General features: G+C 71.9%; 24 protein-coding genes and 1 pseudogene. 11 read left to right on the forward strand and 14 right to left on the reverse strand.

Annotated features, from left to right (window positions below):
- The first annotated feature begins 82 nt into the window (after nt 1–82).
- Complete coding sequence (locus BMY97_RS12770) at nt 83–655, forward strand: EF-hand domain-containing protein (protein WP_091617116.1); 573 nt, start codon at nt 83–85, stop codon at nt 653–655.
- Nucleotides 656–1016: 361 nt separating this feature from the next.
- The gene (locus BMY97_RS47010; RefSeq protein ID WP_177231306.1) at nt 1017–1448 is read left to right on the forward strand and encodes a MarR family winged helix-turn-helix transcriptional regulator; all 432 of its coding nucleotides are present in this window, start codon (nt 1017–1019) and stop codon (nt 1446–1448) included.
- A gap of 462 nt (nt 1449–1910) precedes the next feature.
- Here the strand turns inward: BMY97_RS47010 and BMY97_RS12780 are convergent, their stop codons facing one another.
- From BMY97_RS12780 to BMY97_RS12800, 5 genes are all read right to left on the reverse strand, one after another.
- The gene (locus tag BMY97_RS12780; protein WP_091616976.1) at nt 1911–2483 is read right to left on the reverse strand and encodes a TetR/AcrR family transcriptional regulator; all 573 of its coding nucleotides are present in this window, start codon (nt 2481–2483) and stop codon (nt 1911–1913) included.
- 11 nt (nt 2484–2494) lie between these two features.
- The gene (locus tag BMY97_RS12785) at nt 2495–4390 is read right to left on the reverse strand and encodes a YhgE/Pip domain-containing protein (protein WP_091617117.1); all 1896 of its coding nucleotides are present in this window, start codon (nt 4388–4390) and stop codon (nt 2495–2497) included.
- Nucleotides 4391–4431: 41 nt separating this feature from the next.
- Nucleotides 4432–5091: an ABC transporter ATP-binding protein gene (locus BMY97_RS12790; RefSeq protein WP_091616977.1), complete on the reverse strand. Its 660-nt coding sequence runs from the start codon at nt 5089–5091 to the stop codon at nt 4432–4434.
- Between the two features lie 107 nt (nt 5092–5198).
- Entirely contained in the window at nt 5199–6059 is an 861-nt protein-coding gene (locus BMY97_RS12795) for a GNAT family N-acetyltransferase (protein ID WP_091617118.1), read from the reverse strand.
- Nucleotides 6060–6126: 67 nt separating this feature from the next.
- A complete protein-coding gene (locus tag BMY97_RS12800; protein WP_091616978.1) occupies nt 6127–7017 on the reverse strand; it encodes a class I SAM-dependent methyltransferase in 891 nt (296 codons plus the stop codon).
- 296 nt (nt 7018–7313) lie between these two features.
- Here BMY97_RS12800 and rpsA point away from each other — a divergent pair, with 296 nt between their 5' ends.
- On the forward strand, nt 7314–8825 hold the full coding sequence (rpsA, locus tag BMY97_RS12805) for a 30S ribosomal protein S1 (protein WP_091616979.1): 1512 nt from the start codon (nt 7314–7316) through the stop codon (nt 8823–8825).
- 102 nt (nt 8826–8927) lie between these two features.
- Here the strand turns inward: rpsA and BMY97_RS12810 are convergent, their stop codons facing one another.
- On the reverse strand, nt 8928–9560 hold the full coding sequence (locus BMY97_RS12810) for a TetR/AcrR family transcriptional regulator (RefSeq protein WP_091616980.1): 633 nt from the start codon (nt 9558–9560) through the stop codon (nt 8928–8930).
- A gap of 210 nt (nt 9561–9770) precedes the next feature.
- On the opposite strand from BMY97_RS12810, the gene BMY97_RS12815 reads away from it, so the two are divergent.
- Genes BMY97_RS12815 through BMY97_RS12825 form a run of 3 tightly spaced genes read left to right on the forward strand, consistent with a single transcriptional unit; the run spans nt 9771 to nt 11890 of the window.
- Nucleotides 9771–10430 (forward strand): HD domain-containing protein, encoded by a 660-nt coding sequence (locus tag BMY97_RS12815; protein ID WP_091616981.1) that lies wholly within the window; start codon nt 9771–9773, stop codon nt 10428–10430.
- Nucleotides 10431–10434: 4 nt separating this feature from the next.
- A complete protein-coding gene (locus BMY97_RS12820; protein ID WP_091616982.1) occupies nt 10435–10875 on the forward strand; it encodes an OsmC family protein in 441 nt (146 codons plus the stop codon).
- A gap of 43 nt (nt 10876–10918) precedes the next feature.
- Nucleotides 10919–11890, forward strand: a complete 972-nt coding sequence (locus BMY97_RS12825; RefSeq protein ID WP_177231307.1) for a GlxA family transcriptional regulator — start codon at nt 10919–10921, stop codon at nt 11888–11890.
- Between the two features lie 10 nt (nt 11891–11900).
- On the opposite strand, the gene BMY97_RS12830 is transcribed toward BMY97_RS12825, so the two are convergent.
- Nucleotides 11901–12119, reverse strand: a complete 219-nt coding sequence (locus tag BMY97_RS12830) for a hypothetical protein (protein ID WP_091616983.1) — start codon at nt 12117–12119, stop codon at nt 11901–11903.
- 217 nt (nt 12120–12336) lie between these two features.
- Here BMY97_RS12830 and coaE point away from each other — a divergent pair, with 217 nt between their 5' ends.
- Together coaE and thrS are read left to right on the forward strand one after the other, a co-directional pair.
- Entirely contained in the window at nt 12337–13524 is a 1188-nt protein-coding gene (coaE, locus tag BMY97_RS12835; RefSeq protein WP_091616984.1) for a dephospho-CoA kinase, read from the forward strand.
- Nucleotides 13525–13699: 175 nt separating this feature from the next.
- Nucleotides 13700–14917, forward strand: a pseudogene (thrS, locus tag BMY97_RS12840) (threonine--tRNA ligase); the annotation flags it as partial.
- Here the strand turns inward: thrS and BMY97_RS12845 are convergent.
- The 6 genes from BMY97_RS12845 to BMY97_RS12870 form a co-directional block, all read right to left on the reverse strand.
- The gene (locus BMY97_RS12845; RefSeq protein WP_091616986.1) at nt 14914–15540 is read right to left on the reverse strand and encodes a response regulator transcription factor; all 627 of its coding nucleotides are present in this window, start codon (nt 15538–15540) and stop codon (nt 14914–14916) included. The pseudogene thrS and the gene BMY97_RS12845 overlap by 4 nt on opposite strands.
- Nucleotides 15537–16877 carry a sensor histidine kinase gene (locus BMY97_RS12850; protein ID WP_245787287.1) on the reverse strand — a complete coding sequence of 447 codons (1341 nt, stop codon included), beginning with the start codon at nt 16875–16877 and terminating at the stop codon, nt 15537–15539. Before BMY97_RS12850 ends, BMY97_RS12845 begins: the two co-directional genes overlap by 4 nt.
- On the reverse strand, nt 16874–18391 hold the full coding sequence (locus tag BMY97_RS12855; protein ID WP_425425263.1) for an ArnT family glycosyltransferase: 1518 nt from the start codon (nt 18389–18391) through the stop codon (nt 16874–16876). The genes BMY97_RS12850 and BMY97_RS12855 overlap by 4 nt, the downstream gene beginning before the upstream one ends.
- Before the next feature lie 103 nt (nt 18392–18494).
- The gene (locus tag BMY97_RS12860) at nt 18495–20003 is read right to left on the reverse strand and encodes a glycosyltransferase family 39 protein (RefSeq protein ID WP_091616988.1); all 1509 of its coding nucleotides are present in this window, start codon (nt 20001–20003) and stop codon (nt 18495–18497) included.
- Nucleotides 20004–20005: 2 nt separating this feature from the next.
- Entirely contained in the window at nt 20006–20731 is a 726-nt protein-coding gene (locus BMY97_RS12865; protein ID WP_245787288.1) for an ABC transporter permease, read from the reverse strand.
- Nucleotides 20732–20756: 25 nt separating this feature from the next.
- Nucleotides 20757–21662 carry an ABC transporter ATP-binding protein gene (locus tag BMY97_RS12870; protein ID WP_091616990.1) on the reverse strand — a complete coding sequence of 302 codons (906 nt, stop codon included), beginning with the start codon at nt 21660–21662 and terminating at the stop codon, nt 20757–20759.
- A 204-nt stretch (nt 21663–21866) separates the two neighbouring features.
- On the opposite strand from BMY97_RS12870, the gene BMY97_RS12875 reads away from it, so the two are divergent.
- On the forward strand, nt 21867–22448 hold the full coding sequence (locus BMY97_RS12875; protein WP_218156770.1) for a TetR/AcrR family transcriptional regulator: 582 nt from the start codon (nt 21867–21869) through the stop codon (nt 22446–22448).
- Here the strand turns inward: BMY97_RS12875 and BMY97_RS12880 are convergent.
- On the reverse strand, nt 22445–22963 hold the full coding sequence (locus BMY97_RS12880) for a ribonuclease FAU-1 family protein (RefSeq protein ID WP_091616991.1): 519 nt from the start codon (nt 22961–22963) through the stop codon (nt 22445–22447). The genes BMY97_RS12875 and BMY97_RS12880 overlap by 4 nt on opposite strands.
- 487 nt (nt 22964–23450) lie before the next feature.
- Here BMY97_RS12880 and uvrB point away from each other — a divergent pair, with 487 nt between their 5' ends.
- Both uvrB and BMY97_RS12890 read left to right on the forward strand, forming a co-directional pair.
- A complete protein-coding gene (gene uvrB / locus BMY97_RS12885) occupies nt 23451–25610 on the forward strand; it encodes an excinuclease ABC subunit UvrB (protein WP_177231308.1) in 2160 nt (719 codons plus the stop codon).
- 261 nt (nt 25611–25871) lie between these two features.
- Nucleotides 25872–26231 carry an MmcQ/YjbR family DNA-binding protein gene (locus BMY97_RS12890; RefSeq protein WP_091616993.1) on the forward strand — a complete coding sequence of 120 codons (360 nt, stop codon included), beginning with the start codon at nt 25872–25874 and terminating at the stop codon, nt 26229–26231.
- Nucleotides 26232–26279 lie beyond the last annotated feature (48 nt).

The following is a 26279-nucleotide window of genomic DNA, read 5'->3' on the forward strand; positions in this document are numbered from 1 at the left end:
GCCGGTAGTGGTGATCTTGGTGCGGGACAACGCTGAGTTCTCCGGCGGGTCCCCGGCCAAGGGGGACCGGAAGGGACGGACGATGGCGAGCGAACTGCAGAGACGCAAGATCACCACGGTCTTCGGCGCGATGGACGCCGACGGGGACGGATTCCTCACCGAAGCCGATTTTGCCGCGCTCGCGCAAAGGTGGGTCGCCGCGCGCGGGGCGCACGCCGGCTCACCGGAGGTGAAGCGGCTGTCGGAGATCATGCTGGGCTGGTGGACGACCCTGCTCGCCGCCTCCGACGTGAACCGGGACGGCCAGGTGACCGTCGACGAGGTGCTGCTCGTCGTGGACCAGCTCGGCGACATGCCGGACGCGGTCACCGGCACCGCCGCCGCGATGTTCGAGGCGATCGACGAGAACGGCGACGGCCGCATCTCCCAGAGCGAGTACCGCCGCCTGATCGAAACCTGGAACGGCACCGGCACCGGCACCGCCACCGCCACCGCCACCGACGAGATCTTCCCGATCCTCGACCTCGACGGCGACGGCTACCTCTCGGCCGACGAGTTCGCCGAGCACTGGACGGAATTCTGGGCCGGCAACGACCCCGACGCCCCGGGCACCTGGGTCTTCGGCCGCTTCGACCTGCCGCTGCCCGCCCGCTGACCACTGCCGGCGGCACCAGGGCGCCCACCTGCCCACACCTGGGCGGCCCAGTGCCGCACCGGAGCTGCCGCCGCCCACGGCGGTGTTGTTGCCGCGCGGAGGTGTTGTTGCCTACGGAGCTGTTGTTGCCGCGGGGCTGCTGTCGCCTATCCGTGCGATCAGGCAGCCGAGGCACCAGATCCCGGACACCATCCACGAGAAAGGAACGGCCACGACCGCGCTGAAGAACCTCCCCTGCGACCGCCTGTTCACTGCGGATTCCGTACCCGCCACCATCTCGACCCCCGATCACCCCGCGCCGCCCCCGGCGGCCGCCGCGCCGGACACGCTCCCCGGTCACCCCGCAGCGCCCGGAGAACCCTTGCCCTACCAGGAATCCGCGCCACCGGCCGGGTTCTGGCTGCATCAGGCTGCGCTCGCCTGGCGGGCGCAGCTCGACGTCCGGTTGCGGCCGCTCGGGCTCACGCCCACGCAGTTCCTCCTGCTGTCCTCGGCGGACAGGCTCGAGCGCCGTGACGGCCCCGCCACTCAACAGGAGGTCGCGGAGCAGGCGGGCGCCGACCGGATGATGACCTCGAAAGTGTTGCGGCTGCTGGAAAAACGCGGTCTCCTGAGCCGGACCGCGCACGAGTCCGACGCGCGGTCGATGCGGGTCGCGCTCAGTGCGGACGGGCGGGTGCTCGCGGAGCGGGCCGCGGCGATCGCGCGGGAGTTCGACGACGCGTTCTTCGGCGCCGGAGCCCCTTTGCTGTGCAAGGAACTCCAGGCGGTCGCCGGAATACGGGGGCGGTGAACGGCGTCGCACCTCGGCCGGGCCGCTGCGAGCGCTGCTGCGGATGCCGTCACCCGGCAGCGGGAGATCCAGCACAGGAGGATTTCCCCACCGTGGCAAAGAAATCCGGTGAGCCGGGCGGTGTGGCAGAGTCGAACGGGTGAGGCCTCGCTCCGGCACGGTCCAGTGAACCCGGGGGCAGGTCGCCAAGGCCCAGCACTCGCGCGCCGTGATTCACCCGGTCACCCGCCCGCCCGGCGGTACCGACGCCACCGCTCCGGCACTTAGCGTCACCTGTGTTGGTGTCGATCGAACGGAGGACTGGACATGATCAAGCGGCTGTTCAAGGTCGTCATGCGTCACGGGTGCTGCTCCGCGTGCACCGGCAAGGGCTGCGGCTGCTGCGCCAACTGCCACTGACAGCGCTGGACTGACAACGGTGGGTGGCCGCGCCGGTCCCGGCCGGCGCAGCCACTCAACGGGTCAGGCCCGGCCGAGGCCCCGCACCAGCACCATCACCGCGTCGCGGACCTCGTCGCGGGTCCGGCCCGGCTGGAACACCTGCCAGTCCAGCGCCACCACCAGCATGGTGCCGAACAGCCCGGCCGCGGCGGTCGGGATGGCGACGCCCGCGGGCAGCCGCCCGGCGTCGTCGAGGCGCTGGAGCTGGCCCTTGACGATCGAGATCAGCTCCTCGCGCAGCAGGGCAAGCGTGTCGTGCCACTGGCCCGGCGTCCGCCACAGCTCGCTGACCAGGATCTGCGAGAACCCCGGGTACTCGGCGATGAACGCCAGCGTGACGTCGATCTGCGCCTCGAGCACGGTCAGCGGGTCGGCGTCCGAGACCGCCGCCCGCAGCCGCCCGGCCGCCAGGTCGACGCCGTAGCGCAGCAGCCCGTCGATCAGCCCGTCCTTGGACCCGAAGTTGTAATACACGGTGCCCTTGGCGACACCGGCCTCGGTGGCGATGTCGTCCACGGTCAGCCCGACCAGGCCCCGGCTGGCCGAAAGCCGCAGGGTCGCCTCGAAGAGCTTCTGCTTGGTCGCTTCTCTCACGGCCGCGGGCGCTACAGGCTCAGCTCGGGCTTGAGCGCCGAGACCGACCACACGCGGTGCTTGCGCGCCGCCAGCGTGGACAGCAGGACCCCGCCCACCAGGTAGGCCACCAGCACCCCGATGTCACCGAGGATCTGCAGTGAGGCGCCGGTGTAGAGCAGGTGGCGGAAGCCGTCGATCGCGTAGCCCATGGGCAGCACCACGTGCAGCGGGTACAGCGCGTCCGGGATCGTCTGCCAGGGGAACGTGCCGCCCGCGCTGACCAGCTGCAGCACCAGCAGCACCAGCCCGAGGAACTTGCCGACGGCGCCGAAGAACGCGTTCAGCGCGTGCACCACCGAGGTGAACGCCAGCGACACGAGGATCGCGAAACCGATGGCGCCCAACGGATGCGCGATGTGGATGCCGACCAGCCAGGTCACCGCGGCGAACAGCACGATCACCTGCGCGATCCCCAGCACGGCCGAGGACAGCCAGCCGCCCAGCGCCACCCGGATCGGCGACGCGCCCGCGGTCAGCGCCCGCGTGGACAGCGGCCGGATCAGCAGGAACAGCACGAACGCGCCGATCCAGGTCGCCAGCGAGATGAAGAACGGCGCGAGCCCGGCGCCGTAGGTCCCCGCGGACGCGATGCCGTTGGAGGTCACCGCCACCGGATCGGCGATCGTGTTGGCCGTGGCCGTCCGGGTCGGGTCGTCCGGGTTCGGGATCTGCTTGAGCCCGGCCGCGAGCCCGTCGCGCAGCTGCGCGGCCCCGCTCGCGAGCTGGTCGGTGCCGGTGACGGCGGTCTTCTCCCCATCGTTCAGCTTCGCCGCGCCGTCGCGCAGCTGGTTCGCGCCGTCGGACGCCTGCGCGATGCCGCTGGTCAGCTGCGGCGAGGCGGCGGCGAGCTGCTGCGCGCCGTCCGAAACCTGGCGCGCGCCGCTCGCGAGCTTCGCCAGATCGCCGTTCGCCGCCTGGATCTTGGTGTTCGCCTGGTCGACGGGCGAGCGCAGCTGGTCGGCCCGCGCCAGGATCGCGTTCGCCTGCGCGTCGGTGAGCCCGGCGTTGTGCAGGTCGGTGTTCAGCTGCGCGCGGTAGCTGTCGAGCTGGCTCTGGATGCCGGACGACGCGGAGGCGGCGAGCGAGGCGGCGTCGGCCACCTTCTGGTTGCCGTCGGCGACCTGCCCGGCGCCGGACGCGAGCTGCTGGGTCTGGCTCGGCAGCTGCGCGGTGCTCGACTTCAGCGTGCCCAGCCCGGTGGCCAGGGTGCCGGACCCGGTGGCCAGCTGGCTCGCGCCGTCGGCGAGCTGGTGCTGCCCGGTCTGCAGCTTCGCCGCACCGTCGGCGAGCTGCTGCGCGCCGCTCGTGGCGTCGGAGATCTTGCCGTAGATGGTGGAGAACCCGACCAGGAACCGGTCGGCGGCCTCGCTGCCCACCTTCTCCTGGATGGTCTTGCGCACCTGGTCGGCCACCTGCTTGGCGATGGTGCCGGCCAGGTAGTTGTTGGAGTCGTTGGTGGACAGCGTGATCGTGGCCTGCTGCGGGGTGAAGTTGCCCGAGGACAGCAACGCCGCGGAGAAGTCGCGCGGGATGCCGATGGCGAAGGAGTACTTGTCGTCGCGCACGCCGTCGTTGGCGTCCTTTTCGGACACCTCGTGCCACTGGAAGGTGCCGGACTTCGTCAGCTCGTCGGTGACCTCGCGGCCGATGTTGCGCTCCGCGCCGCTGGAGTCCTTGGCCCCGGCGTCGGTGGTGTAGACGGCGGCGGGCAGCTTGTCGAGCCGGCCGTACGGGTCGTAGTTCGCGTACAGGTAGAACGACGCGTACAGCAGCGGCACGAGCACGAGCGCGGCCATCGCCAGCTTCGGCAGGGTGCCGGCGGACAGCCGGCGCAGTTCGTTGAGCGCGATGCGGAACGCGTTCAGCCCGCCGGCGCGCTTGCCGTCGCCCTGGTCCTCGGGGATGGTCATGCCTCGTCTTCTCCTTCGGTGCTCACGAGCAGCCGCACCGGTTCGGGCTGGTCGGCCGACCCGATCAGGGCCGGCGGGTAGGGGAGGGCGGAGACCGGCGTGGTCGCGGCGAGCACGACCACGGCCAGGCCGCGCTCGGCGTGCTCCCGCGCGACCGCGGCCCACGACTCGACGTCGCTGGTGTGCCGGTCGGGGGTGTCGAGCACGAGTACGCGGATGCCCCGGCGCTCGGCGGCCAGCGCGGCCAGCAGCCGGGTGCGCAGCGCGGGCTCGAGGTTCTCGAAGCGGCTGTTCGCGAACGGCGCGGCGTCGTGCGCGGCGAGCCAGCGCGCGACGTCCTCCTTGCCGGCCGGGCGGTGGGCCAGCGCCAGCTCTTCGCCCGCGACCACGCGCAGGGTGAGCGCTTCGTCGGGCTCGCTCACCTCGCGTGCGTCGACGACCGCCACGAGGTCGCGGAGGTGCCCGTCGACGTCCGTGGTCACCGTGCCGGTGGTCGGCTTGACCCGGCCGGCGAGCGCGAGGCCGAGCGCGGTGATCCCGACGCCGGGCTCGCCGTGGACGATCGTCAGGCAGCCGTCCTCGGCGGTCAGCGAGGTGGGCGGCAACAGAATGCCGTGGGCGCCCGTCAAGGACACCCGGTCGGCTCGTACCTGCACGGGGGAGCTCCTGCCTCTTTTGAACTGACCGGTCAGTTCAAAAAGCTAGACCCCCAGGTCGGCACGCGGCAAGCCAGGCGGGCCCACGTCACACCACCGGGTGACGGTCACCGCAGCGCGGTCGCCGGGTGCGCCTCCCAGGAAGTCCACAGTGGACGATAACCCTGCCGGTGCCAGAACACCGACGAGAGCGGGTTGGTCGGGTTGTAGTAGAGGTACGTGGCGGTGGCGCCCGCGCCGAGCAGCTCCCGGTGGACGCGCGCCATCAGCGCCCGGCCGACGCCGGAGCCGCGGTGCCCGGCCACGGTCACCAGGTTGTTCACGTAGCCCCAGCGCCCGGGCGGCAGCAGCTCGGCCGCTTCGGCGCCCTCGCCCGAGTCCACCCACGCGCACTGGGCGAGGGCCACCGGCTCGCCTTCGGCTTCGGCCAGCCAGGTCAAGGGCTCGTCGAGCGCGTGGCGCAACGCGGGCGCGAGCAGCTCGGCGGTCTGTTCCCGCCGCCGGTGCGCGACGAGCCCGGTGTAGTCGAACGTCGCGGTGCAGAGCGCCAGCACGGCGTCGAAGTCGGCGGGGCCGGCAACGCGGATGGCGGCGTCGCCCGGCGCTGGGGCCGGCGGCGGGCCCTCGGTCCGCACGGCGAGCGCGGACAGCGGCGCCAGCCCGTGGTCGAGGAAGGCGCGGATCGCCTCGGCGTCGCGGCTCGGCCAGTTGACCACGCACGCCGAGTCGGAGCCCGGCGCCTCGGCGTCCACCCGGGACCGCAGCTCGCCCAGCAGCAGGTCGAAGCCCTCGGTGCCGGCGGTGCCCGCGTCGGGGAAGAGCTGCCAGACCTCGGCCGCGGACCACAGCAGCGGGGGATCGCCGGGCCCGTGCCGGTGGCGCTGCACCCCGCCCGCCACCCGCGCGCCGTCCGCCGTCGCCACCTCGATCCGGTCGCCGAGCGCGGGCGGCGCGGGCGGCGGCAGCATCGGGTCGAGCGCGGAGAAGCGGGTCAAACCCTCGGTGGCGGCCACGAGGACGGAGCGTAGCCGCGGGTCAGGCGAGGCGGGTGCGGAAGATGGCCGTGCCCGGGAAGAGCTTGCCGCGCAAGGGGCTCCACTGGCCCCAGGTGCGGGTGTGGCCCGCCGGCCACTCCGGCTCCACCAGGTCCTCCAGCGTGAACCCGGTCCCGGCCAGCGCGCGCACGTAATCGCCGAGGGTCCGGTGGTATTCGACGTACGTGGCTTCGCCGGCCTCGTCCACTTCGAGGTACGGCGTGCGGTCGAAGTAGGGCTGCGTGACGGTGAGCCCCTGCGGGCCCGGGTCGTCCGGGAAGATCCACCGCATCGGGTGAGTCACCGAGAAGACCCACGGCGAGCCCGGCCGCAGCACCCGCCGGACCTCCGCGAAGACCGTCTCGATCGAAGGGACGAAGGGCAGCGCGCCGAACGCCGAGCAGGCGGCGTCGAAGCTGCCAGAGGCGAACGGCAGCACCTCGGCGTTGGCCTGCACGAGCGGGACCGCGACGCCGGTGCGCTCGTTGCCCTCTCGGGCGTGGCGCAGCATCCCCGCGGACAGGTCGGTGGCGACGGCGGCCGCGCCCGCCGAGGCGAGCCAGCGCGAGCACGCGGCCTGGCCGCAGCCGACCTCGAGCACGCGCTTGCCGCGGACGTCGCCGAGCAGGCGCGCTTCGGCCTCGCGCACGCCCTCGGGGCACCAGACGAAGTCGGCGTCGCCGAGGAAGTCGCCGTGGGCGGCCTGGTAGTCGTCGGCGTCGGCGTCCCACCAGGCGAGGTTCGCGGCCGCGGCCTCGGCGCCGCCGACCGCCCGGTAGGCGACGCCGGTGGTGCCGAGCTGCTGCTCGGCGTGCTCGTGGCGGTCCCCGTCCGGCACCGTCGCGGGCACCTCGTCCGCCAACCCTGTCGGCACCGCTGCGGGCTCGGGCATGCTGGTCCTTCGGGGAATGTGGGGCCGGGGTCCGGCGTTGCGGCGAGGGTACCGGCCGGGGAGGAGACCCTGATTGTGTCCCCTACCGTGGCCCGCGTACGATAAGTGTTAGCGCAGTGGGTTCGCGCTGCCTGGGTTCATCACCTGCCGGGGCCGCGCACCGTTTGCGGATCATGCCGCGGTCGTTCACTGGTGGGCGTTTGCTTGTCTGACGGTCGTCGCATGCCTCGTTCTCACCGCTTGCTGCGCCGCCAACTGCAAACCCTACGATCCCATCCACCGGAGCAACCCGCCTAATGACCACCGACATCGCCACCGCCCCGACCGCGCCGACCGGCGCCCCCCAGGTCGCCATCAACGACATCGGGTCGGAGGAAGACTTCCTCGCAGCGATCGACAAGACGATCAAGTACTTCAACGATGGGGACATCGTCGAAGGCACCATCGTCAAGGTCGACCGCGACGAGGTCCTGCTCGACATCGGCTACAAGACCGAGGGTGTCATCCCCTCGCGTGAGCTCTCCATCAAGCACGATGTCGACCCGGCTGAGGTTGTCACCGTCGGCGATGAGGTCGAAGCCCTGGTTCTCCAGAAGGAGGACAAGGAAGGCCGTCTGATCCTGTCCAAGAAGCGCGCGCAGTACGAGCGCGCCTGGGGCACGATCGAGGAGCTCAAGGAGAAGGACGAGCCCGTCAAGGGCACCGTCATCGAGGTCGTCAAGGGCGGCCTCATCCTGGACATCGGCCTGCGCGGCTTCCTGCCCGCGTCGCTGGTCGAGATGCGCCGCGTGCGCGACCTGCAGCCGTACGTCGGCCGCGAGCTCGAGGCGAAGATCATCGAGCTGGACAAGAACCGCAACAACGTGGTCCTGTCCCGCCGCGCCTACCTGGAGCAGACCCAGTCCGAGGTGCGCAGCGAGTTCCTCAACGCGCTCGCCAAGGGCCAGGTCCGCAAGGGCGTCGTGTCGTCCATCGTCAACTTCGGTGCCTTCGTGGACCTGGGCGGCGTCGACGGCCTGGTGCACGTCTCCGAGCTGTCCTGGAAGCACATCGACCACCCGTCCGAGGTCGTCGAGGTCGGCCAGGAGGTCACGGTCGAGGTCCTCGACGTCGACATGGACCGCGAGCGCGTGTCCCTGTCGCTGAAGGCGACCCAGGAAGACCCGTGGCGCCAGTTCGCCCGCACCCACGCGATCGGCCAGATCGTGCCGGGCAAGGTCACCAAGCTCGTCCCGTTCGGCGCGTTCGTGCGCGTCGAGGAGGGCATCGAGGGCCTGGTGCACATCTCCGAGCTGGCCGAGCGCCACGTGGAGATCCCGGAGCAGGTCGTCCAGGTCAACGGCGACGTGATGGTCAAGGTCATCGACATCGACCTCGAGCGTCGTCGCATCTCGCTTTCGCTGAAGCAGGCGAACGAGGGCGTCACCACCGAGACCGAGTTCGACCCGACCCAGTACGGCATGGCCGCCGAGTACGACGCCGAGGGCAACTACATCTACCCCGAAGGCTTCGACCCGGACACCCAGGAGTGGCAGGACGGCTTCGACAAGCAGCGTGAGGAGTGGGAGCGCCAGTACGCCGAGGCGCACACCCGTTACGAGGCCCACATGAAGCAGGTCGTCAAGGCCGCCGAGGCCGACGCGGAAGCGGCGGCCGACGCCGCGACCGGGGTCACCAGCAGCACCAGCTCGGGCGACAGCGGCGAGCAGAGCTACACCTCCGCTCCGGCCGAAGCCAAGAGCGGCGGCACGCTGGCCAGCGACGAGCAGCTCGCGGCCCTGCGCGAGAAGCTCTCCGGTGGCGCGTGATCTAGTCCCGTAGAACGCCGCGGCCCCGGTCCGAATCGGACCGGGGCCGCGGCGTTTTTTCAGGCGGTCTTTCTCAGACAGAGCGTGTTTTCTTGGTGCGTCTCAGGTGCGGAGGCCGAGGCCGGTGCACATCGCCCGCACGCCGGTGCGGTAGACGTCCTCATTGGCCTCGTCGGTGTTCTCGATGAACCAGTCGCTCAGCGGGGTCTGCGAGCGCATTGTCAGCTCCACGCTGACCAGGCCGTGCATCGACGTCCACAGCAGGTAGCCGAGCTGCTGCAGGTCCATGCCGGGCTCGCTGATCCGGCGGATCTTGTCCACGAACATCACGAACGTCGTCCGCATCACCGCGGTGCGCAGGTCCGGGTCCGGGTCGAAGTCGTGCACCGAGCGTTCGTACATCAACGCGTAGCGCGCCGGGTTCTCCAGCGCGAAGCGGCGGTAGGCCAGGGCCACCTCGATGAGGTCGGCGAGGCCGTCTTCGGTCTCGGGCGGCACGTCGAGCAGCTGCTCTCGCATCAGGTCGAAAGCGCGCTCGTACAAGGCGTCGAGCAATCCGGTGCGCCCGCCGAAGCGGGTGTACACGGTGATGGTGGAGGCGCCGGCCGCCTCGGCGACCCCGCGGACGGTGAGCCCGGCGACGCCCCGGTCGGTCAGCACCGCCAGCGCCGCGTCGAGGAACCGCCTGCGGCTGTTCTGGTCGGCCGGCTGCACGGACAGATGGCGGGTGGCCATGCCCTCACCCCCTTCGCAGGTGCCGCGTAGGACAGCGTTCAAGTCCGCGTACGCCTGCCGAAGATACGATATCCGCGCCGTCTTGGGAACTTCACCCTCCGGCCCGATCTGTGGGATGTTCGTCCCAGGGACAGCGGGCCGGTCCGCCCGGGCGCTGGCACCGTCGGGGTGGCCCGGCCATTCGGTGCCGGAACAGGGAAAGGCCCGGCCATGACCGCCACTTCGGTCCCCCGCATCGCGGGTGTGCGAATCCCCGACAGCAAGCTCGCCACGGATGCCGCCGCTTTCGTCCGCGACACCGCGAGCCCGTTGCTCTACGACCATTCCGTGCGGGTCTTCCTCTTCGGCGCGCTGCAGGGTGAGCGCCGGGGCCTGGTCTTCGACGCGGAACTCCTTTACGTCGCGGCGCTGTTCCACGACATCGGCCTCGTCGACGGCCACCGCACCGACCGCCGCTTCGAGCTGGACGGTGCCGACGAAGCCCGCCGCTTCCTGCTCGCCCACGACGACGCCGACGACACCGCCGCCGAGCGCGCGCGGATCGCGTGGACGGCCATCGCGCTGCACACCACGCCCGAGATCCCGGCGCACATGGAGCCGGAAGTCGCGCTGGTGACCGTGGGCGTGGAGTACGACGTGCTCGGCATCGGCTACGAGGACCTGGGCGCCGAGGCCCGCGCCGCCGTGGTCGCGGCCCATCCGCGGCCCGACTTCAAACGGCGGATCCTCGCGGCGTTCGCCGACGGCCTCCGGGACCGTCCACAAACGACGTTCGGCAACGTCAAGGCCGACGTGCTCGCGCGGTTTGTGCCAGGCTTCGCCCGGCAGGACTTCGTCGAGACCATCGAGAACTCCAAGTGGGAGGAATGACCGGATGACCCAGCCGGAGCCCGGCACCGTTGTCGTCACCGACGCCGGCGGCGGCCGCTACACCCAGCGGATCACCACCGCGGCGCACGAGTTCGCCGCCGACGAGCCGCAAGCGGCCGGCGGCGACGACGCGGGACCGACGCCGTACGACCTGTTGCTCGCCTCGCTGGGCTCCTGCACGGCGATGACCCTGCGGATGTACGCCGACCGCAAGGGCATCCCGCTCGTGCGCACCACCGTCCGCCTGCGCCACGACCGCATCCACGCGCGGGACTGCGAACGCTGCGAGACGGAGGCCGGCATGCTGAGCCGCATCACCCGCGAGATCTCCTTCGAGGGCGACCTGGACGACGAGCAGCGCGCGAGGCTGCTGGAGATCGCGGACAAGTGCCCGGTGCACCGGACGCTGACCCACGAGATCGCCATCGAAACCCGGGTGGTCTGAGGGCGTGTTGCGCCGGGGCCGCCCGGACGGCGAGGCTGAGGGCATGCGCTCCGGACGCGTGGTGGTCGTCGTCTACGACTCGGTGCGGCTGCTGGACGTCACCGGCCCGCTCGAGGTCTTCGGCATGGCCAACGAGCACGGCGCGGAGTACGAGCTGCTGACCGCGTCCCCGGGCGGCGGCGACGTCCGCACGACCACCGGCACGCGGCTCGGCGCCGACGTCGCGCTGGAGGAGGTGACCGTCGAGGACGGCACCCTGGTGGTGCCCGGCGGCCCGCACTGGCAGGCGACGGTGGCCGACGAGCCGTTGCTGGCGCAGGTCCGCCGCCTGGCCGGGCAGGCGCGGCGCACGGCGTCGGTCTGCGCGGGCGCCTTCGCGCTGGCCGCCGCGGGACTGCTGGACGGCCGTCGCGCGGCGACCCACTGGGAGTTCGCGGACCAGCTCGCGCGCCGCTATCCGGCCGTCGAGGTGGACAGCGACGCGATCTTCGTGCGCGACGGCCCGGTGCTCAGCTCCGCCGGCGTCACGGCGGGCATCGACCTCTCGCTCGCGCTGGTAGAGGAGGACTTAGGCGCCGAGGCGGCCCGGCTGGTGGCGAAGCACCTGGTGGTGTTCCTGCAACGGCCGGGCGGCCAGTCGCAGTTCAGCGTGCGCCTCACCGCCGGTCAGGCCGGGCCCGAGGTGCTGCGGCGGCTGATGGACCGCATCACCGCCGACCCGGCGGGGGATCACAGCCTGGCCTCGCTGGCCCACGGGGCGGGGGTCAGCGTCCGGCAGCTGACACGGCTGTTCCGGGAGCAGGCGGGCACGTCGGCCGCGAAGTTCGTGGAGAGCACACGGCTGGAGGCGGCGCGCCAGCTGCTCGAGCGCGGGACGGATCCGCTCGACGTCGTGGCGCGAAGCACCGGCTTCGGCTCGCCGGAGACCCTGCGGCGGGTGTTCACCCGGGAATTGGGCGTGCCGCCGAGCGCGTACCGGGCGCGGTTCCGCACCGCCGCGCGTCCCCGGCCGTGAAGGAGCCGCCTCAGGTGGTGCGGACGACCGCCGGGACCCAGATGCGTTCCAGCGCCGCGGCGCGGGCCCGGCGGCGCAGGCCGGCGAAGCTGTGCTGGGCAGGGACCAGCAGCGCGCTCAGCCAGGTCCGCCGGTACTCGGCCAGCGCCTCCGCCACGGGGCGGTACCCCACGCAGTGCACCAGCCCCGGTGTGCCGAGCCGGTGCTTCCCGACGTGCTTATCCGCCATCGTTCCTCCGTGTGGGCGACCCGTCCGCCGCGCACGCTACGCACTCGAGGCGATAAACCCGGGTAATGGCCCGGCGTGTCACCCAAATCAGGTGAGCGGCCCACCACTATGTCCTTGCTTTTCCACTTGAGGTGTGCGTCCACCCGTGCGGGTGCACGTGCAGGAGGCCTGACCTCCCCTGATCGGGTGACAGCGGAGGCTGGTTAGGGTGGCCCCCATGCTGCGAGTGGGATTGACGGGCGGAATCGGCGCGGGCAAATCGACGGTGGCCACCCGGCTCGCCGAGCACGGCGCGGTGCTCGTGGACTCCGACAAGATCGCGCGTGAGGTCGTCGAGCCCGGCACCCCGGGACTGGCCGCTGTCGTCGCGGCCTTCGGCGAGGACGTGCTCGCCGGAGACGGCTCGCTGAACCGGCCCGCGCTCGCGGCCAAGGCGTTCGCCGACGAGGAGTCCCGGAGGCGGCTGAACGGGATCGTGCACCCGCTGGTCGGCGCGCGCACGGCCGAGCTGATGGCCGGGGCGGCCGCGGACGCCGTGATCGTGCACGACATCCCGCTGCTCGTCGAGGGGCACCTGGCCCCGGCGTACCACCTGGTGGTGATCGTCGACGCGCCGATGGAGGTCCGCGTCCGGCGGCTGGTCGAGGCCCGCGGCATGGCCGAGGCCGACGCGCGCGCCCGCATCCGCGCCCAGGCCAGCGACGCCCAGCGCCGCGCGGTCGCCGACGTCTGGCTCGACAACGGCGGCGCGCAGGACATCGTGCTCGCCGAGGTCGACGCGCTGTGGGCGGACCGGCTGGTGCCGTTCGAAGCCAACGTGCGGCTGCGCCGGCCGCGGCCCCCGATGTCGCCGGTCATCACCCCGTACGACACGACGTGGCCGATGCAGGCGGAGCGCCAGCTCGCCCGGCTGCGGCAGGCCGCGGGGGACCGGCTGCTGCGCGCCGACCACATCGGCTCGACGTCGGTGCCGGGGCTGCCCGCGAAGGACGTCCTCGACCTCCAGCTGACGGTGTCCTCTTTGGACGATGCCGACGCGATCGCCGGCGCGGTCTGCGACGCCGGCTTCCCGCTCCTGGAGGGCGAATGGGTCGACGACCCGCAGGAGGACGGCGCGGCCCCGTGGCCGAAGCGGGTGCACGTCGGCGCGGACCCGAAGCGCGCGGTGAACGTGCACGTGCGCTCGCCGGAGACGCCCTCGTGGCGGCTCGCCCTGTTGTTCCGCGACTGGATCCGCGCGCACCCGCAAGAGCGTGACGCGTACGCGGAGCTGAAGCAGCAGCTCGCCCGCAAGCACGCTGCGGACGGCACTATCGAGCACTACGCCGATGAGAAGCAAAGCTGGGTGAACGCCGCCTTCACCCGCGCCGAGGTGTGGGCCGCGCAGACGTCCTGGACGCCGTAAAAGCGGATGCGCACGGGCGTGGCCGCGGTTAGCGTGTCCCGTATGAAGCGCGCCGCATCGACGACCACGCCGGACACCGACCCGGCGCGCTGACACCTGAGCAGTAGCGAAACCCCGGGGCGGGTGCCCCGGGGCTTCGCCGTGTGGTCACCCGTCTCCCGCCCGTGAGGAGACCACGATGCCTGATCACCGCAAGCTCGGCCGGGAACTGCACCTGTTCGCCACCGATCCGCTGATCGGCGCCGGATTGCCGTTCCTGCTGCCCGATGGCGCCGTGCTGCGCCACACCCTGGAGGAGTACGTCCGCGACCTCGAGCGCCGCGCGGGCTATCGGCACGTGTATTCGCCGGTGCTCGGCAAACGCGAGCTGTACGAGCGGTCCGGCCACTGGGCGCACTACCGCGAAGACATGTTCCCGCCGATGCGCGTCGGCGGCGAGGAAGTGGTGCTGCGGCCCAGTTTGTGCCCGCACCACGCGCTCGTCTACCGCTCCCGGGCGCGCAGCCACCGCGAGCTGCCGCTGCGGATCGCGGAGCTGGGCGGCATGTACCGGGCCGAGCTGTCCGGCGTGCTGGGCGGGCTGAACCGCGTGCGCGCGATCCAGCTCAACGACGCGCACCTGTTCTGCACCCCGGACCAGGTCGCCGCCGAGGCGCACGGCGCGCTGGAGCTGATCCGGCGCGTCCACCGGGACCTCGGCCTCCGCCCGGCGCGCTACCGGCTTTCGCTGGCCGGCGAAGGCGGGAAACACGCGGGATCGCCCGAGCAGTGGGACCGTGCGGCCGCGCTGCTCGTCGAGGCGCTGGACAGCAGCGGCATCGAGTACGAGGCGGTGGCGGGGGAGGCGGCGTTCTACGGCCCGAAGATCGACGTCCAGGTCGTCGACAGCGCGGGCCGCGAGTCCACCCTGTCGACCGTGCAGGTCGATTTCCACCAGCCCGAGCGGTTCGACCTGCGCTACACCGGCCCGGACGGCGCCGCGCACCGCCCGGCGCTGGTGCACCGCAGCGTGCTCGGCAGTCTGGAGCGCGCGATGGCTCAGCTGGTGGAGGAGCACGGGGGCGCGTTCCCGCCGTGGCTCGCGCCGGTCCAGGTCCTGGTGCTGCCGGTGTCCGACGCCCAGCTTCCCGAGGCGTCGGCGCTCCTGGAACGGTGCCTCGACGCGGGCCTGCGCGCCGAGCTGGCGAGCCCGGACCAGGGCAGCCTCGGCGCCCGCGTCCGCGCCGGCCGTCTCGTTCCGTACCAGGCAGTGCTCGGCGCCGCCGAAGCCGCCGGCGGGCAGGTGGCGCCGCGCCTGCGTGACGGCCGGAAGGTGGACGCACTGGACGTCGGCGAGTTCGTCGCCCGGGCGGCCGCGCGGGTCGCGGACCGGGGGAGGGAGCTGTGGGGCTAGGAGCCGAGCAGCCCGCGTTCGAAGGCGACGGCGACGGCGGCCGCGCGGTCCTTCACCCCGAGCTTGGCGTACGCGTGCAGGAGGTGGGTTTTCACCGTCGCCTCGCTGATGAAGAGCTTCTTCGCCGCGTCCTTGTTGGTCGAGCCGCGGGAGACCAGTGAAAGGACCTCGATTTCGCGCTGGGACAAGGGTTCCTTCGCCGGTGCGCGCATCTGGCCCATGATCCGGCTGGCGACGGCGGGGGAGAGCACCGCTTCGCCGCGGGAGGCCGCGCGGACGGCGCGGAACAGCTCCTCGCGCGGGGAGTCCTTGAGCAGGTAGCCGGTAGCGCCCGCCTCGATGGCCGGCAGCACGTCGGAGTCGGTGTCGTAGGTCGTCAGGACCAGCACCCGCGCGGGGTTGTCGAGGCGGGCCAGCTCGGTGATGGCGGCGACGCCGTCGGTGCCGGGCATGCGCAGGTCCATCAGGACGACGTCGGGCTTCAGGGACTCGGCCAGCGCCACCGCCTCGCTGCCGTTCCCGGCTTCGCCGAGCACCTCGAACCCGTGCTCGCCGGTGAAGATGCCGCGCAGCCCGTCGCGGACGATCGGGTGATCGTCGGCGATGAGCAGTGTGATCGTCACGCGGACGCCCCCTCGTCGTCGGTGTCCCCGGGCAGTGTTCCTTCGGGCAGTGTCGCAGCCGGGACCGCGGGCAGGTTCACCGAGATCGCCGTGCCGCCGCCGGGCTCGGACTCCACGTGCAGGGTGCCGGCCAGCCGCTCGACGCGCCGTCGCATCCCGGGCAGCCCGAAACCGCCTTCGGCCGGCGGCGGGGCCTCGGGGTCGAAGCCGACGCCGTCGTCGCGCACGTCCAGCGTCACCTCGTCGCTCATGTACGAAAGCGTGAGCCCCACCCGGTCCGCCGCCGCGTGTTTGGCCACATTGGACAGTGCTTCCTGGGTGATGCGCAGCAGGGTCGCCTCCAGCTCGGGGTGCAGGGCCTCGGCGGTGCCCGTGGCGGTGAAGTCCGCCCGGACGCCGGTGCGCTCGCCCCACCGGCGCGTCACCTCGGCCAGCGCCTCGGGCAGCGTCGCCGATTCCAGCGGTTCCGGCCGCAGCGCGCCGACGGACCGGCGGGCGGCGGTGAGGTTCTCCCGGGCCAGCTCGGTGGCGGTGCCGAGGTGGCGCCGCCACTCGGCCGGATCGGCCTCGGCCTGCGCGGCCGCCTCGAGCTGGGTGATGATCCCGGTGAAGCCCTGAGCGAGCGTGTCGTGGATTTCCTGGCTCAGCCGCTGGCGCTCGTCGAGCACCCCCGCCTCACGGGCCTGGGTGAGCAATTGCCGTTGCAGGCCAAGGTTTTCCGCCTCGGCCGCGGCCAGCTGGTCGAGCATCCGCTTGCGTTCCTGGCTCTGCCGCCCGACCGCGGCGAACACCGCGCCCCCGCCGCCGATCGCCGCCGTCTGCACCAGGATCAGCGTCACCATGACGCCCGGCGAGGTCGTCAGCGAGTGCACCGGCCCGCCGACCGAGACCGTGTTGATCAGCAGCGAGGTGATGCCCACGCCGAGGATCGCCACGGGCACCGGGCTCATCCGCATGGCGGCGAAGAACGCGAAGATCATGAAGACGAAGAAGGGGGACTCCCGGGCCTGCAGCGCCGTCGCGAAGCCCACCACTCCGACGAAGGTCAGCACGGCGAACACCGGGCGTTCGCGCACGCCGGGGTGCGGCAGCACGGTGGTGAGCAGCAGCCACACCGCGGCGCCGCCCGCGAGGGCCAGCGTGACCGCCCGGTGCCCGGCCGTCTGGTTCGCCGGCAGCGTGCTGAGCAGGACCGGGACGAGGAGGAGCACGAACCCGAACACGGTCTCCACCCGGGTGAACCACTGGTGCCAGCGCAGCCCCGGATTCGGCGCGAGGGGCGGCATCAGCGAACGGCCCCAGTCCACCTTCACGTCGTCGGCCCGCCGGGATCTCATGCCTTGAGGTCCTTGAGCTGGGGCCAGAGCACGGACCAGGCGTCGAGACGTCCGGTGAGCCGCCAGATCGGCATGTTCCGGCTTGAGTTGGGCACGCCGAGCCGGTTGTCGACGCGTGCCACGACCTTCGCCGACTGGAAGTGTTTCGCCAGTTTCGACGGGTCTCTTCCGACGAAGAGCACGGTGTCCATGTCGTTGGCGGGGCGCCCGAAGTACCAGAAGCCGCGGCTGGGGCTGTACGCCTCGGGCAGGTCACGCTCCGGCCCGTACCGGTCGAGGGCGCCCGCCTGCCAGTAGCCCGCGGTGACGAGCGCGGTGTGGTCGCGTTCGCCAGGCGGCAGCAGGCGGTACGCGCCGGCGACGGAGTCCGCCAGGTCGGGCCAGCCCACCTCCTCCACGGCGTACGCGGGGTGCGGCGCGTCGGGATGCTCGACGAGCCACTGCACCGGCCAGACCGGCAGCGCGTACGGCAGGCTGTACAGCGCGGAGAGCACGAACACCGGCCAGGTCGGCACCCAGCGCCACCACAGCGCGGGCCGCCGGTGCTCCAGGTGCACGGCGGCCGCGGCCCACAGCAGGCCGAACATGCCCGCGGCGTAGTAGAACCGCCCGTTGACGACGATGAACACGACGACCAGCCCGAGCGTCGTCCAGCCGAGGAACCGGTACGGCCGCAGCCGTTGGGCGCCCAGCAGCACCGAAAGTCCATAAAGGACGCCCAGGGCGCCGGTCACCAGGCCGGCCCCGGCCAGCAGGCCCGGCACGAACTCCGCGCGGCCGCCGCCCTCGTCGACCTCCTTGGCGATGGCGTCGCCCATGCCGAGCTGCGGCCAGCCGTTGGCGGTCTGCCACCACAGCGTCGGGACGCAGGCGAGCGCGGCGATGCCGGCCCCCGCCCACAGTTTCGGCCGGCGCAGCAGCTCACGCGGGCCGAACACGAGCGAGGCCACCGCGGTCACGGCCCAGAACGCGCCGATCAGGAACTTCACGTTGAGCGCGACGGCGGTGACCAGGCCCAGCCACAGCAGCAGGTTGTCGTCACGGGTCCGAAGCCAGCGCACCAGCAGCCACAGCGCCGCCGTCCACAGCACCGGGTCCACAGTGGACGTCGCGAGGTAGTGGCCGCTGCCTGCGAACTGGCCGCAGATCGCGAACGCGGCGGCCGCGCGGGTCTGCGCCCGCCGATTGCCGCCGAGTTCCCGCGCGATCAGCGCTGTCAGCACCACCCCGGCGGCGGTGACCAGGATCGCCGGGAGCCGGAACACCACCAGCGAGCCCGGGGCGATCGTGTTCATCAGCCACGCGATCAGCGGCAGCACCGGCGGCTGGTCGGCGTACCCCCAGGCCAGGTGCTTGCCCGCGGCGAGGAAGTACAGCTCGTCGCCGAAGTAGCCGTAACGGCCGGCGGTGGCGAGCAGAATCGCCGCGGTGCCGGCCGCGAGCAGCGCCACGGGCAGCCGCGCGAACTCCGCGACGTCGCCGGTGGGCTTGGCGCGAGCGCCGGCCGTGGTCACGGCTTCCATCCTGCTCCCCGTCCGCTGTTCGGGCCTGACGAGCCGCACCCTACGGGGGCGGGCCCGGCGCCGGGCCGCTCGCTGTGGCGCCGGGCACACCACCTCAGCGGGTGATCAGCTGCGGCCAGATCCGCGGCCACGGCTGGAGCCGCCCGCTCGCCAGCCAGATCGGCAGGCCCTGCTCCACACTCGGCACGGCCGCGCCGGTGTCCACCTTGCCCGCCGGGCGCAGGTCGGCGAAGTGGCCGAGCAGGGGCCGCGGGTCGGTCCCGACGAACAGCACGTCCCGGGCCGAATCCGGCGGCAGGACCAGCGTGGCGTACCCGCGGCTCGGGCTGGCCGGCTCCGGCAGGCCGAGCGCGGGGCCGAAGTGGTCCAGCGCGCTCGCCGTCCAGTAGGACTCGGTGACCACGGCGGTGTGGGCCGGGTCGGGCACCTTCGCGAACGCGTCCGCCACCGAGCGCGCCGTCTCCGGCCAGCCGATCTCGGCGGACGCGAGGATCGACCTCGGCAGCCCCGGGTGCTCCGTCAGCCAGGCCTGCGGCCACACGGGCAAGGACTGGGGGACCGCGATGACCAGCGCCAGCAGGTACACCGGCCAGGTCGCGATCCAGCGCCACCAGCGGGAGGCCCGGCCGCTCTCCAGCTCGACCGCGGCCGCGGCCCAGCACGGCGCGAACATCCCCGCGATGTAGTACGCGCGGCCGTTGGCCAGGATGAACACCGCGGCCAGGCCGATCGTGGTCCAGGCGAGGAACCGGTACGGCCGCAGCCGCTCCGCGCGCAGCAGCCGCCACAGGCCGTAACAGAGCAGCACGGCCCCGACCGGCAGGCCGGCGACGAGCAGCGCCTCGGGCAGCCATGCCACCCGCCCGCCCAGGTAGTCGCTGACCTCCTGCGAGATGGCCTGGCCCATGCCCAGCTGCGGCCAGCCGTGCGTGGCCTGCCAGACGAGCGTCGGGACCAGTGCCGCCGCGGCGATGGCGGCGCCGAGCCACAGCTTCGGCCGCCGCAGCAGCTCACGCGGGCCGAAGACGAGCAGCGCGATCCCGGCGATCAGCCAGAAGCCGCCGATCAGGAACTTCGTGTAGAGCGTGAGCGCGGTGACCACGCCCGCCCAGACCAGCAGGCCGTCGGCTCGAGTGCGGACCCAGCGGACCAGCAGCCAGAGCAGCACCGTCCACAGGAAGGGGTCGAGCGTCGAGGTCGCCAGGTAGTGCCCGCTGCCGATGAACTGGGTCGACACCGCCAGCGTCGCCGCGGTGAGGGCCTGCGCCTTGGTCCCGCCGCCGAGCTCGCGGGCGATCAGCGCGGCGAAGACCACCGCGGCGGCCATCGCCAGGATGGCCGGGATCCGCAGCACGAACGGGGAACCGGGGACGAGCGCGTCCATGGTGCGGGCGATCAGCGGCAGCAGCGGCGGCTGGTCGACGTAGCCCCAGGCCAGGTGCCGTCCGGCGGAGAGGAAGTACAGCTCGTCGCCCATGTAGCCGTAGCGGTTCGCGGTGAGTCCCAGCAGCAGGGCGAGCAGCGCGGCGAGGACGAGCACGGGCGTGCGGGCGAACGGGGCGACGGCGCGCGTCGCCGGGACGGTGGTGGTGGTCGCGGTCATCGTCACTCCCAGCGGAAGAATCGGGCGGCGAGCACGGAGCAGGCCACGGTGACCGCGGCCATCGAGCCCAGTTGCAGCAGTTCCGGCGCGTGACCCGCCGCGGTCTCGCGCAGGGCGTTGATCGTCGCGCCGAGCGGCAGGACGTCGGCGACGTGCTGCAGGAACACCGGCAGCTGCTCCTTCGGCACCCACACCCCGCCCAGCGCCAGCATCGGGAAGAACACCAGCGCGCCGATGCCGCTCGCGGCCCGGGCGGTCGGCGCGAACGCGGCGACCAGCAGGCCCACCGAGAACAGCGCCGCCGCGCCCAGCACCACCGAAAGCGCGAAGCCGCCGAGATTCCGCGGCAACGCCATGCCGAGCGCGATCCTGCCCACCCCCACGACGAGCAGGATCACGACGGCAGCGGCCACGAGGTTCACGATCAGCTGCGCGGCCAGCAGCCGGGCCGGCGGCACCGGGCTGGCGGAAAGCCGTTTCAGCACGCCCTTTTCGCGGTAGCCGGCCAGCGCGGCCGGGAACAGCGTCACCGCGAGCATCGCGATGACGATCGCCACCGCCATCGGGGCGATCAAAGTGGACAGCGGCGACTGGCCGCCGAACTGCGCGCTCGGGTCCTTCGTGCCCGGGATCAACCCGAACACCAGGATCAGGGCGAGCGGGATGCCGATCACGGTGGCCGGCGCGCCCGGGTCGCGGAGGAACAGCTTCGCCTCCACGGCGGTCATCTTGGTGAGCATCAGCGTGGTCCCCTCAGTCCAGTTTCCGGCCGGTGAGCGCGACGAACGCGTCGTCGAGGTTCGCCTGGTCCACCCGCAGCTCACCGGCGATCACCTGGTTGCGGGCGAGGAACGAGGTGACGGTGTGCAGCGCGTTGCCGCGCCCGGTCACCACCAGCTGCCCGCCGCGGCGCTCGACCTTCAGCACGTCGGGCAGTGCCTTCAGCCGCGCCAGGTCGACCGGCGCCGACGGGCGGAAGCGGATGCGCTGCTCGTCGTCGACCCGCCCGACCAGCCCGGCGGGCGTGTCGATGGCGGCCACGCGGCCGGAGTCGATCACCGCGATCCGGTCGCAGAGCCGCTCGGCCTCCTCCATGAAGTGCGTGACCAGCAGGATCGTCACGCCCTGGTCGCGCACCGCCTCGATCAGCTCCCAGGTGTCGCGCCGCGCCTGCGGGTCGAGGCCGGTGGTGAGCTCGTCGAGCACGGCGATCTCCGGGCTGCCCACCAGCGCGAGCGCGATGGACAGCCGCTGCTTCTGGCCGCCGGAGAGATTCTTGTACGCGGTGTCGCGCTTGTCGGCGAGGCCCAGCGTGGCGAGCAGCTTCTCCGGGTCGGCGGGCTCGCGGTAGAAGGAGGCGTACAGGTCGATCGCCTCGCGGACCCGCAGGCGGTCGGGCAGCTGGCTCTCCTGGAGCTGGATGCCGACGCGCTGGCGCAGCTCGTGCCGGTCCTCGCGCGGGTCGAGGCCGAGCACCGAGAGCGTGCCGCCGTCGGCGACGCGCAGCCCCTCCAGGCACTCCACCGTGGTGGTCTTGCCGGCGCCGTTGGGCCCGAGGATCCCGAAGATCTCCCCGCGCTCCACGCTGAACGACACGTCGTCCACCGCGATCTTGCCGCCGTACCGCTTGTGCAGGCGCTCGACTTCGATGACCGGCATCGCGCCCTCCCCTCCTGATCGGTTCGTCGCTGAAAGACTCCCGCGGGGAGGGGCCCGCGCGGATCGCCGGAACGGCCAGAACCCGGCTCCACCGGCAGGCGGCCGGCATCCACCGATCGGTGGATACGGGCGGTTTTGACCGCGCCGCCGCTGCGTGTTACTTTTCGATACGAAACGGTTTCGTATCTTAAGAGGGGTGGTCGGGTGAACGGCTCACTGGGCAGGCCGCGTGATGCGAGCCGCGACGTCGCGATCCTCGACGCGACGCTGGCGCTGCTGACCGAAAACGGTTACGAGCAGCTGTCCATCGAGGCGGTCGCGGCCCGCTCGGGCGCGGCGAAGACGACGATCTACCGCCGCTATCCTGACAAGGCGGCCCTCGTCGCCGCCGCGGTCGACCATCGCTCGCCGGTCACTCCGCCCGAGCTTCCCGGCGACGACCTCCGCTCGGATCTCCTGGTACTCGTCACCTGGCTAGCGCGGCAGATCGCCGAGCAGGAGATCGGCCTGCTCGGGGCGCTGTTCGCCGGGATGCGCGGCGACCCGGGGCTGGCCGGGGAAATGCGCCGCATCCTGCGCCGCGACGCGACCGCGATGACCGGCCGGCTGCCGCGTCAGGCGTCTTCCGGCCTCTTCGCCGAGGTCGCCCCGGCCGTGATCGTGCACCGCGTCGTCTTCGTCGGGGAGCCCTGCGACGAGCGCTTCGTCGAGCACCTCGTCGACGACATCCTCCTGCCGCTCCTGCGTGGCCCAACCGGCCGTCCGGTCGCGGAGCGCGGCCGCTAAGGGTGCCGCCGCCAGGTCAGCGTGACGTCCTTTGTGGACAGCCAGGCGGCGAGGTCATAACCGTGCCCCGCGAGGCCTTCGACAGCGGCGTACGTGGCTTCAAGCGCGTACTCGGCTTCGGACTGCGGCAGCAGACCCTCCGCGACCGCCGCGACCAGCTCGTCGTTGTCGATGACGCGCACCGACACTTTGTCCTTGAGCACCAGGTCGAGGTAGAGGTCGGTGGCGATCCAGCGGGCCCCGTCCCGGCGCACGCGGACCACGTCGAGGTAGAAGTCCTGGTCCCGCTCGTGTCCGGGATTGAACCAGAAGTCGGTGACGCGCAGCCCCAGCGCCGGCAGCAGCCACGACTCGAGGTAGCTGAACTGGGCCCGCCCGGGCGCCGGGCGGGCGAGGTAGAGGCCGAACGGCTGCTCGCGGAACTCCTCCACCTCCCGCGCGACGCCCTTGGGATCGACATTGACGCGAGCGGCCGGGTCGAAGACCTCGATCTTCGGCGGGTGCAGGTCGGTCATCCGCTCATCTTGCCCTGCGCGGGGCCGGAACCGGACGTTTCTCACCCGGGTCGCGCCCGGATCGGCCGTCCCACACCCGGCCGGTGGGCCGTCGGCCGTCGTGCGCTGGCCATCGTGCGCTGGCCCGGGGGTGCTCTTGCCTCTTGCCCGGACTGACCTGGCTGGTCGTGACGAGCCTGGCTGGGTTGTGCTGATCTGGCTGGTCGTGACGAGCCTGGCTGGGTTGTGCTGATCTGGCTGGTCGTGACGAGCCTGGCTGGGCCGCGCTGATCTGGTCGGGCCGCGCTGATCTGGCTGGGCCGCTGATCTGGCTGGGTTGCGCTGACTTGGCTGGGTTGCGTCGACCTGGCCGGGCCGCACCGACCCGGCGAGCCCGGTGCCGCACCTGCCTCCCCGGACCGTCCGCGACCCCTTTCACCGCAGGTCGCGGGCCCATTACCGACTCCGCGACTGAAAACTGTCGGTGGGTCGGCTTACTCTGGTTCTCGTGGCTTTCGCAACCGAACACCCCGTCCTCGCCCAGTCCGACTTCCGGCCGGTCTCCGACGTCCCCCGGTCCGGCGGCCGGTTCGAGGTCGTCAGCGACTACCAGCCCGCCGGTGACCAGCCGGCGGCCATCGACGAGCTCGAGCGCCGGGTCCGCGCGGGCGAGAAGGACGTCGTGCTGCTGGGCGCCACCGGCACGGGCAAGTCGGCGACCACCGCGTGGCTGATCGAGCGCGTGCAGCGGCCCACGCTGGTGATGGCGCCGAACAAGACGCTGGCCGCGCAGCTGGCCAACGAGCTGCGCGAGCTGTTCCCGCACAACGCGGTCGAGTACTTCGTCAGCTATTACGACTACTACCAGCCCGAGGCGTACATCGCGCAGACGGACACCTACATCGAGAAGGACTCGTCGATCAACGACGACGTCGAGCGGCTGCGCCACTCCGCCACGATGAACCTGCTCTCGCGCCGCGACGTCATCGTGGTGGCCAGCGTGTCGTGCATCTACGGCCTGGGCACGCCGCAGTCCTACCTCGACCGGTCCTCGATGCTGAAGGTCGGCGAGCGGCTCGACCGCGACGTGTTCCTGCGCGCGCTGGTGGATGTGCAGTACACGCGCAACGACATCGCGTTCGCCCGCGGCACGTTCCGCGCCCGCGGCGACACGGTGGAGATCATCCCGGCGTACGAGGAGCTGGCCATCCGGGTCGAGTTCTTCGGCGACGAGATCGAGAAGCTGTACTACCTGCACCCGCTCACCGGCGACATCGTGCGCGAGATCGACGAGGTCCGGATCTTCCCCGCCACGCACTACGTGGCCGGCCCGGAGCGCATGGAGAAGGCGATCAAGGGCATCGAGGAGGAGCTCGAGCTGCGCCTGGCCGAGCTGGAGCGCCAGGGCAAGCTGCTGGAGGCCCAGCGGCTGCGCATGCGCACGGCGTACGACATCGAGATGATGCGCCAGGTCGGGTTCTGCTCCGGCATCGAGAACTACTCGCGACACATCGACGGCCGGCCGGCCGGCTCCGCGCCGGCCACCCTGATCGACTACTTCCCGGAAGACTTCCTGCTGGTGATCGACGAGTCGCACCAGACAGTGCCGCAGATCGGCGGCATGTACGAGGGCGACATGTCGCGCAAGCGCAACCTCGTCGAGTTCGGCTTCCGGCTGCCCAGCGCCACCGACAACCGGCCGCTGACCTGGGAGGAGTTCTCCGACCGGATCGGCCAGACGGTGTACCTCTCGGCGACGCCGGGCCCGTTCGAGATGGGCCAGGCGGCCGGCGAGTTCGTGGAGCAGGTGATCCGCCCGACCGGCCTGGTCGACCCGAAGGTGGTGGTCAAGCCGACCGAGGGCCAGATCGACGACCTGGTGCACGAGATCCGCGAGCGCGCGGAGAAGGACGAGCGGGTGCTGGTCACCACGCTCACCAAGAAGATGTCCGAGGACCTCACCGACTACCTGCTGGAGCTCGGCATCCGGGTGCGGTACCTGCACTCGGAGGTCGACACGCTGCGCCGCGTCGAGCTGCTGCGCCAGCTGCGGGCCGGCGACTACGACGTGCTCGTCGGCATCAACCTGCTGCGGGAAGGCCTCGACCTGCCGGAGGTGTCGCTGGTCGCGATCCTCGACGCGGACAAGGAAGGCTTCCTGCGCAGCGGCACCTCGCTGATCCAGACCATCGGCCGCGCGGCCCGGAACGTCTCCGGCGAAGTCCACATGTACGCCGACAAGATCACCGACTCGATGCGGCACGCCATCGACGAGACCGACCGCCGCCGCGCCAAGCAGGTCGCCTACAACGAGGAACGCGGCGTCGACCCGCAGCCACTGCGCAAGAAGATCGCCGACATCCTCGACCGCGTCTACAGCGAAGCCGAGGACTCCGAAGAGACAGTCGCCGTCGGCGGCTCCGGCCGCAACTCCTCCCGCGGCAAGAAACCAGAGCAGGGCGACCGCGTCCGCAGCTCGGGCATGCTCGTCGACAAGGACGTCTCGGGCATGCCGCGAGCCCAACTGGCCGACCTGATCCAGCAGATGACCGACCAGATGATGCAAGCCGCCCGAGACCTCCAGTTCGAACTGGCCGCCCGCCTCCGCGACGAGGTCTCCGACCTGAAAAAGGAGCTGCGCGGCATGGACGCCGCCGGAATCAAGTGACCCACGGACCCCAAGCGAGTCGCGATGACCAGGCGCGCCGGGAAGACCACGTGGGTCGCGGGAACCAGGCGAGCAGCCGCCGATGATCGCCGGGCGCGCACTCGACGCTGCCCGAGTGGCTGCCACGGCAGCCACTCGGACCTCTGCCGCCCCGAGAGCCGCCACTCCCGCCACTATCGCGGAGGCCGCGTACGTGGGCGAGGCCGCCGAGCGCGTCACCCCCGAGCCCATGAACGGCGTCTGTCCGTGGTACCCGCACTCATGACCGTCGAGGACGTGATCGCGTACTGCCTGGCGAAGCCGGGCACGGAGGAGACTTACCCCTTCGGCGACCATGTCCTCGTGGCGAAGGTCGGAGGCAAGGCCTTCGCCTTCATCGGACAGAACGCCCCACCCTCGGTCGGCTTGAAGTGCGGCGCCACCGAGGAGGAGGCCGCGGAACTGCGGGCTCGCTATCCGTCCACGGTCACGGTAATGGCCTACCTGGGCCGCTACGGCTGGAACAGCGTCGCCCTCACCGCCACCGTTCACACCACCGTGCCGCCCACCGAACTGGCCGAACTACTGGACGCCTCCTACGACGCGGTAGTAGCCAAGCTGCCGAAGTCGCGCCGCCCCTGAACCCTTCGCCCGGTCGCCGCGCACCGGGATCCACAAAGGACATACCGC

The organism is Amycolatopsis saalfeldensis (assembly GCF_900110575.1).
Taxonomy (GTDB): Bacteria; Actinomycetota; Actinomycetes; order Mycobacteriales; family Pseudonocardiaceae; genus Amycolatopsis; species Amycolatopsis saalfeldensis.

Excerpts from the sequence above, each read along its gene's own strand:
- BMY97_RS12815 (WP_091616981.1), top strand. The coding sequence starts at position 9,771 with ATGACCGCCACTTCGGTCCCCCGCATCGCGGGTGTGCGAATCCCCGAC.
- BMY97_RS12880 (WP_091616991.1), bottom strand. The coding sequence starts at position 22,963 with ATGACCGACCTGCACCCGCCGAAGATCGAGGTCTTCGACCCGGCCGCT.
- BMY97_RS12890 (WP_091616993.1), top strand. The coding sequence starts at position 25,872 with ATGACCGTCGAGGACGTGATCGCGTACTGCCTGGCGAAGCCGGGCACG.
- BMY97_RS12800 (WP_091616978.1), bottom strand. The coding sequence starts at position 7,017 with ATGCCCGAGCCCGCAGCGGTGCCGACAGGGTTGGCGGACGAGGTGCCC.
- BMY97_RS12850 (WP_245787287.1), bottom strand. The coding sequence starts at position 16,877 with ATGAGATCCCGGCGGGCCGACGACGTGAAGGTGGACTGGGGCCGTTCG.
- BMY97_RS12825 (WP_177231307.1), top strand. The coding sequence starts at position 10,919 with ATGCGCTCCGGACGCGTGGTGGTCGTCGTCTACGACTCGGTGCGGCTG.
- BMY97_RS12830 (WP_091616983.1), bottom strand. The coding sequence starts at position 12,119 with ATGGCGGATAAGCACGTCGGGAAGCACCGGCTCGGCACACCGGGGCTG.
- BMY97_RS12860 (WP_091616988.1), bottom strand. The coding sequence starts at position 20,003 with ATGACCGCGACCACCACCACCGTCCCGGCGACGCGCGCCGTCGCCCCG.
- BMY97_RS12770 (WP_091617116.1), top strand. The coding sequence starts at position 83 with ATGGCGAGCGAACTGCAGAGACGCAAGATCACCACGGTCTTCGGCGCG.
- BMY97_RS12820 (WP_091616982.1), top strand. The coding sequence starts at position 10,435 with ATGACCCAGCCGGAGCCCGGCACCGTTGTCGTCACCGACGCCGGCGGC.
- BMY97_RS12810 (WP_091616980.1), bottom strand. The coding sequence starts at position 9,560 with ATGGCCACCCGCCATCTGTCCGTGCAGCCGGCCGACCAGAACAGCCGC.
- BMY97_RS12795 (WP_091617118.1), bottom strand. The coding sequence starts at position 6,059 with ATGCTGCCGCCGCCCGCGCCGCCCGCGCTCGGCGACCGGATCGAGGTG.
- BMY97_RS12870 (WP_091616990.1), bottom strand. The coding sequence starts at position 21,662 with ATGCCGGTCATCGAAGTCGAGCGCCTGCACAAGCGGTACGGCGGCAAG.
- BMY97_RS12865 (WP_245787288.1), bottom strand. The coding sequence starts at position 20,731 with ATGACCGCCGTGGAGGCGAAGCTGTTCCTCCGCGACCCGGGCGCGCCG.
- rpsA (WP_091616979.1), top strand. The coding sequence starts at position 7,314 with ATGACCACCGACATCGCCACCGCCCCGACCGCGCCGACCGGCGCCCCC.
- coaE (WP_091616984.1), top strand. The coding sequence starts at position 12,337 with ATGCTGCGAGTGGGATTGACGGGCGGAATCGGCGCGGGCAAATCGACG.